General features: G+C 57.1%; 8 protein-coding genes. 2 read left to right on the top strand and 6 right to left on the bottom strand.

The genetic code is table 11. The annotated features are described in order from the left end of the window. Positions 1-320: 320 nt before the first annotated feature. Positions 321-1154 carry an aminoglycoside 6-adenylyltransferase gene (locus HIJ39_RS21075; protein ID WP_169103009.1) on the bottom strand — a complete coding sequence of 278 codons (834 nt, stop codon included), beginning with the start codon at positions 1152-1154 and terminating at the stop codon, positions 321-323. A gap of 172 nt (positions 1155-1326) precedes the next feature. Continuing rightward, entirely contained in the window at positions 1327-1719 is a 393-nt protein-coding gene (locus tag HIJ39_RS21070; RefSeq protein WP_169103008.1) for a hypothetical protein, read from the bottom strand. A 309-nt stretch (positions 1720-2028) separates the two neighbouring features. On the opposite strand from HIJ39_RS21070, the gene HIJ39_RS21065 reads away from it, so the two are divergent. Then, a complete protein-coding gene (locus HIJ39_RS21065; protein WP_169103007.1) occupies positions 2029-2604 on the top strand; it encodes a methyltransferase family protein in 576 nt (191 codons plus the stop codon). Here the strand turns inward: HIJ39_RS21065 and HIJ39_RS25305 are convergent. The 4 genes from HIJ39_RS25305 to HIJ39_RS21045 form a co-directional block, all read right to left on the bottom strand. Next, positions 2542-3000, bottom strand: coding sequence for a type II toxin-antitoxin system RelE/ParE family toxin (locus HIJ39_RS25305; protein WP_420824588.1), 459 nt, complete (start codon positions 2998-3000; stop codon positions 2542-2544). The two genes, HIJ39_RS21065 and HIJ39_RS25305, sit on opposite strands and share 63 nt — an antisense overlap. Positions 3001-3020: 20 nt before the next feature. After that, a complete protein-coding gene (locus HIJ39_RS21055) occupies positions 3021-3197 on the bottom strand; it encodes a hypothetical protein (protein ID WP_169103005.1) in 177 nt (58 codons plus the stop codon). A 124-nt stretch (positions 3198-3321) separates the two neighbouring features. Further along, entirely contained in the window at positions 3322-3669 is a 348-nt protein-coding gene (locus HIJ39_RS21050; RefSeq protein WP_169103004.1) for a hypothetical protein, read from the bottom strand. A gap of 266 nt (positions 3670-3935) precedes the next feature. Next, positions 3936-4460: a TetR/AcrR family transcriptional regulator gene (locus HIJ39_RS21045; RefSeq protein ID WP_243239880.1), complete on the bottom strand. Its 525-nt coding sequence runs from the start codon at positions 4458-4460 to the stop codon at positions 3936-3938. 80 nt (positions 4461-4540) lie between these two features. Between HIJ39_RS21045 and HIJ39_RS21040 the strand changes: the two genes are divergently transcribed. Continuing rightward, entirely contained in the window at positions 4541-4882 is a 342-nt protein-coding gene (locus tag HIJ39_RS21040) for a VOC family protein (RefSeq protein WP_169103002.1), read from the top strand. The last annotated feature ends 1059 nt before the right edge of the window (positions 4883-5941 follow it).

Raw genomic sequence — 5941 nt, 5'->3', positions numbered from 1 at the left:
CGTTTTGCCGAAATCAGGTTGGCCTTTTTGGCGAAGTGTTGTTGTCGTTATTGGAGATTTTATACTTGGCCGTAACACCCCCACGCCGTTTAGTCGTTCTAGCGTCATCGGTTCGCCCGTCACGGCCACGGTTGCAGCCCAAAGGTCGCCCTCTAACTCGCCAATTGTGGGCTCCAAGTCTCAACACTCCCTCCTGCGAAACACCGCCCCACCCCCCCACGAATGACATGGTCTGTCCCTTCGATATAGGCTCGTGGGTTCCCTTCCGGGACATACGCCCCCGAAAATGCATTAGCAAGGCGTGGCTGATTCCCAGCCAATTACGTCACCATGTCCCAAGCTTGCTTCCACACCCGGTGGTCCGGATCGCATCTGGTCAACTCGCTAAGATGATCATTCAGGCGGGATAGTTCTGGTTCCATCGTGGCCATCAGGTCCAAAATGGCCAGCCCGCTCCACGGCGGATGCCACGCACTGAGCAACTCTTGTTGCCACGGGGATAAGACCGCGCGCGGCCCTTCCGCTTTCGCCCAGTCCGCCCATAGGTTCGGCCAACGCGCGGCCTCCATGTGCCATCCCGCCATCGCATAGCCGGCGAGCCCAATGAGCATCTTGCGCGCATAGGATAATTCGCCGCGCCGACATCCACGGTAGACCTCATGGGCGTATGCCAGCACTTTATAACGCCAGCGTTCTACCTCGGCCGTCGACGGGCGGTAGACGAGCGACTGGGACCGACGGTGCACGTCGCCCACAAGGCCCCCGGGATCGTGGAGAATGCGGATGTTTTGCAAGACGAGGGATGGCGTCACCTCGGCTACACGGTAATAGAAGCAATCGACCTTGATGAACCCCTCAAAATGCGCCACCGTATGGGCAACGCGCGGGCCCAAATCTTCGTAGAAGAGGACGGAACCCCACCGCTGAGGGCGCACCGTTTTATTCGCCACAAAGTCGTCCACATCCGCGGCATCAACCACGATGCGCAGGTCAATGTCCGAATAGAGGTCCTCATCGCCGGCCCCCAACGAGCCTCCCACGAACGCTGCGCGAACCCGGGAATCGGTGGTCACGTCGCGGGTAATGGCGGCGAGCAACTCCTCCCGATATCGGGGCAACGCTAAATCACGGGCGCGATAGCGGTCTAAAGACATGGCAACCACCTTTGTCATTTGAAGAAGTATTTGCCAAACACTTTGTCACAATCTATCGCTGCGGACACATAGGTGCCCGGAATCGGCGAGCATTCTTGTGGGACTTTTACCCCCATAAGCAGATGATCCGCCACATGAAGGATTCAGGAATGCAGCCCGCTCAACGACCCTCTCAGTGGTTGTCGAAACCTTGGATGGGGTAACTCGCCTTCAGGCGCGGAGAAACGTCCGTGGCGACAACCGTGCCGGTTTCACCGCTCACAGTAATCTCTAAGACGGGCGGGATCTGACCGTTCGAAGATTTATAGAGAAACTGACTCCCGGAGGTTTCAAAAAAGAAATACGGTTCGAGCCACACGCCGTGCCACCGATGGTGGGCTTGCGTCGAGAGACTCTGAATCGGCCGTTTCAACAATCGGTGTTCTATCCCATACCGGAGAGCAACTCGCTGTGCGATCCCCCATGATGTGGAATGATAGTATCGGTACGTCCAGATACTTCCGAACACCAGCAGCGCAGCCAGCACAAGCATTCTGACCACCCACGGCGCATCCATGATTCTCACAACCGAGACCTTCTTTCGTCGTTACAATCACCATGGCACGGTTCACTTCTGCTCATATTCGAGGCTTTCTGAAAGTTGCCTGCGGGACTTCCCTCCCCAAAACCGCATCAGTGCTTCCCAAAATTACCGAAGTCGGATTTAGGCAGATACCGGATGTCGCACACACCACTGGCTGACGGCATTAACCTGCCTACGGATTTCGTCGGACACGTCATTGTCGCCATAATGTTAGAGAGGGCACATCATAAGGTAGAACGGCCATCGGTGCCTATTGGGAAGCATACCACTAATGCAAACGGGAGGGTTCCTATGAATCTCCACTCCATACTTTTTTGGGCCTTGTGGGCCGTATGGATCATCATGGAAATCGTCGTGAATCTGCGGGCTCGGTCCCTTCGAAAACACTCGTCCGCCGCTACCACGAAGGCCGACCACGGATCCGTGTGGTTCATTTTCGGCGGGATGTACATTTTAATTCTGATCGCGTTTTTCTTGTCCATGACCGGTATCGGACTGATGCCGACGTGGGTCCCCTTTGTGGGGAACGTGGTGATGGCCTTTGGCATCACGATGCGGTACAGTGCGATCACGCAATTGGGGCGCTACTTTTCCTCCACGGTGCAAATTGCGTCCGGGCAAACGGTCATTCAAACCGGATGGTATCGGAAGATTCGCCACCCAGCTTACACCGGCGGATGGTTGATTGCCGTGGGACTGGGTTTAGGTTTAGATACGTGGGTTGGTACCGTCATCATCGCGGTGGGCCTCTTCGCTATCTATCTTCGCCGGATTCGCGTCGAGGAACAAGCCCTCGTGAGTCACCTAGGGTCGTCCTATTCGCACTATCGCCAGAACACGTACCATATGTTTCCAGGAATATGGTAGACCGCGACCGCGTTCCTGGCGTCGTGATGTAGCCGACGCCCGCGCAAGCGCTACGGGACAATCGCCCCCGTATCCCGGCTGTTCATTTTGTGATGTATCGGCCGAGCTAATTGCAGGGTCCCGGTCGGCCGACACGGCACCCAAGTCACGCCGCCCATGAACTAAGGCGATCACCCATACGGCATCCGCGTCGATGCGGTAAATGAGACGGTAAGGGGGCACAATGAGTTCGCGAAGGTGCGGGTCGGCGAGCTCGGGCACCGGTCGCCCTCGATGAGAAAGAAACGAAAGAGATCGGCCTGCGGCCAGAATTTCCATAATCAGAGACGCCGCATAGTGAGGCGAATCACGCTCAATGTATTCGGCAGCGGCTTCGAGGTCGCCCAACGCGGCCAGGGTCCAGTTTACTTATCGGTTCATTTGGCCATCCGCCGCTCAATCTCTTCCTGGCTCAGCACCCGGCCGGCGCACACATCCTCAAGGCCCCGCTCCACCTTCTGCTGCACGTACAGGTGATACTGGACGTCCTCCACCGGACAGTCATCCGGCAGGCGCTCAATCAGTTCTCGCAGCTGTTCTTTGGTGCTCGCCATCGCCCAATCCCTCCTCACGTGCCCGCAATTTCTACTCTCAGTGCACCACGCTCCGCACCCCCTGCTGTAACGCGGGTAATGCGTTTACGCCCCCAAATCTTCCTTAGCAGCGGCCTGCGGCTTGTTAGCGCTTTTCGGCCGTGTGCCGTTTCAATAACCACTGGTCCTCGTGACGAACCCACGTTTCCAAGAAGACCGCTTCGCCTGGAGGCTCCGTCGGATCCGCCCACTGGTGGATCACCGTGTAGACCGCGATAACCTCAGACGCGGAACGGGGAAGAAACCGGATGTCCCGCACCGTCCAATGCCATCCTTGGCCTTTGCCGCTTTCGGCGGCGTGGGCGTTCCCCTTTCGCCAACTGGCCGCGTCCTCCGCGATGCGTTCATCGGGATACCACGGGGCATATTGAATGCCAATGAAGTCTTCGGTCGTGGGTTCCAGCAGGGGATCGGAGGTTCCCGTGTCCCACATGCGGTTGGCCTGTGCAATACGATCGTTTCAAGACTTTATGGAGCTCGTCAATCAGCTTTTTCTCCGCACCAGTTCCGTAAAAACCACGGTCAATCGATGCCATTTTCACCATCTCCTAACCCCTGACAAGTGCGCAGGATCGGCGATAGGCTGCGGCCGGTACATCGGGGATGCACGTTCCGCTTGCGGTGCCTCCACTCTAGCGTCCCCTCCGCTGTCGACTCCCGCGCTTATCCCCGACATCACTTGATGCGATCTCCGCGGGATTACGGGGGACTGGCCGGCTTGCGCGAGACGATCCACTCTAGAGCGCTGCGTGCTTGCACCGGATCGTGTCCGTCCACGACCATCTGCAGTGCAGCCCGCCATGCGGCTGCCAAAACAACTTCTAGCCCGGGTGGCCGCCCTTGGCACAGTCGCCGGAAGTAGTCCGCGATCAACTCATGGTCCCGACGTCTGGGCGGCTCCGCCAAAACCCGATGCGCGTTTAATTGGATGGCGGCATCAAACCCCACTAGTGCCGTGCCCGCCACAGCACGATCGGGTTCATCGCTCAGAACAGCTGCAGCACCGTCCATCCGGTCCACCACGCGGCGCTCTAACTCTTCCCGGACGACGGCATACAAGCCCTCTTTGGAACCAAAGTGGTGGTAGAGAACGCCGGTCGTGACGCCCACGCTTTGGGTTAGTTCGGTAACGTTCACGCCGTCGAATCCCGCGTTCGCGAAGGCCTCGATGGCCTGCAGGACCAACCGACCCTTTGCGCTTCTCGGAGTGGGTATCCAGTCCATGGTGATATTGTAATAGATTGACATCCGTGCGTAAACTGATTATTGTAAACATAAATCAATTATGGAATGGAGGATGCCTGATGAAACTGCAGTTTTTGTATCATCCCGTCCCCAACGCGGTCGACGCCGCCCGCTTTTATCGGGAGCAGTTCGGCTGGACGGAGTTGTGGAGGGAAAAGGATATGACAATCGGTATGAAGATGCCGGGCACGGACGTGGTGCTGATGTTGGATCAGGACGACGGAGAGCTGACAGCGGGTGGTATCTTTGAGGTGCCCAGCGTGGATGACTTCTACCGCGAAAAGAAACACGTGTTGCAATTCGAGGGGGCCCCGACGGACATTCCCGGCGGTCGGTACGCCCAGTTCCGAGACCCCGCAGGAAACGTGGTTCGAATTCTCGACTCCACCAAAGAGCAATAGTCTTCCGCCGATGCAGGGATAGCCGAGTCAACGAAACCTATAAAGTGACGATGTGGGCCAGGGTAGCAATCCCCCGCCCACATCGTATGAGTCCACCGTTTCACCGATCCTCAGCACGGCACCACAGTTCGAGCATTTTCGCCCCGAACCGAATAATCCGGTCACCAGGGAACATTAGCCGAATATTGGGCTAAGTCATTCCCTCGCAGAGTAGTGTTTGTCTCCCGTATACTCGCTGATTCGCAGGATTTCACGACCCCAGGTTCGGCAATGTGGACGACGGTGTGATGGCAAAGGCCCGGTCATAGCGGAGAAGTGCAGGGGGGAACAGCAGTCGTGGTTCCCACGACTCTGGGCAGCCACATGGCACGGTTTTCTCCCCCACGGCCTGGATGAGTGACTCTCCCACATCTCAACGGGTCGGCGCCTTCACATTCCTTCGTCACATCTCGTCCAAGGGGGGAGGTCGATCCGGATAACCGAACGGGTCACTGCCCGTAAGCGACTGATGCTCGATACTCCGTGCGTTTGTGAAATCCTACGAATCAGCCGGCATACGGGATCGCGGGCTCCGGTGCCGGCGGTGGTTCGTGGTCCGGCTGAAAGGGTTGTCCGGTCCGCGCCATGGCCACCAAGAGGCGGGCGAGCTTTCGGACTAACTTCATGACCGCCTGCATAACCGGCCCAATAGCCGCCTATTAACCACATAAATCAATCTGTTTGGGCTGGAAGAAAACGGAGTATCATGGAGGAAGCGTTGCATCGGTATTTGAAGTATGACCAACGTAGTGTAAAACCACAAGTATCTGTCGTTTTTCTCATATCCTGTCGTTCGTTCGGAACCATAACTTGGCCAAACCACCCGCAGTTCGGGGCTGTCCCGCCCTATCCAATCTCAATTCGGAACCGTAATTTGGCCAAAATGGCAAATCGGAAGCATAAAGTGGCCAAAGTCTTACCGGATAAATGCCCCCGAATGTCCAATAGCCTCTCGGGATTCCGTTTTGCAGATGGGGCAAGGATTCTGCCCCGAACGCCAGGGCCATTTGCCCCCACGCC

The sequence above is a fragment of the Sulfobacillus harzensis genome, assembly GCF_012933365.1.
GTDB classification, from domain to species: domain Bacteria; phylum Bacillota; class Sulfobacillia; order Sulfobacillales; family Sulfobacillaceae; genus Sulfobacillus_B; species Sulfobacillus_B harzensis.
This window is presented reverse-complemented; position numbering and strand designations above follow the sequence as displayed.

Coding starts and splice junctions, on each gene's coding strand:
- HIJ39_RS21050 (WP_169103004.1), bottom strand. CDS start 3,669: ATGTGGGACACGGGAACCTCCGATCCCCTGCTGGAACCCACGACCGAA.
- HIJ39_RS21055 (WP_169103005.1), bottom strand. CDS start 3,197: ATGGCGAGCACCAAAGAACAGCTGCGAGAACTGATTGAGCGCCTGCCG.
- HIJ39_RS21040 (WP_169103002.1), top strand. CDS start 4,541: ATGAAACTGCAGTTTTTGTATCATCCCGTCCCCAACGCGGTCGACGCC.
- HIJ39_RS21075 (WP_169103009.1), bottom strand. CDS start 1,154: ATGTCTTTAGACCGCTATCGCGCCCGTGATTTAGCGTTGCCCCGATAT.
- HIJ39_RS21065 (WP_169103007.1), top strand. CDS start 2,029: ATGAATCTCCACTCCATACTTTTTTGGGCCTTGTGGGCCGTATGGATC.
- HIJ39_RS21045 (WP_243239880.1), bottom strand. CDS start 4,460: ATGGACTGGATACCCACTCCGAGAAGCGCAAAGGGTCGGTTGGTCCTG.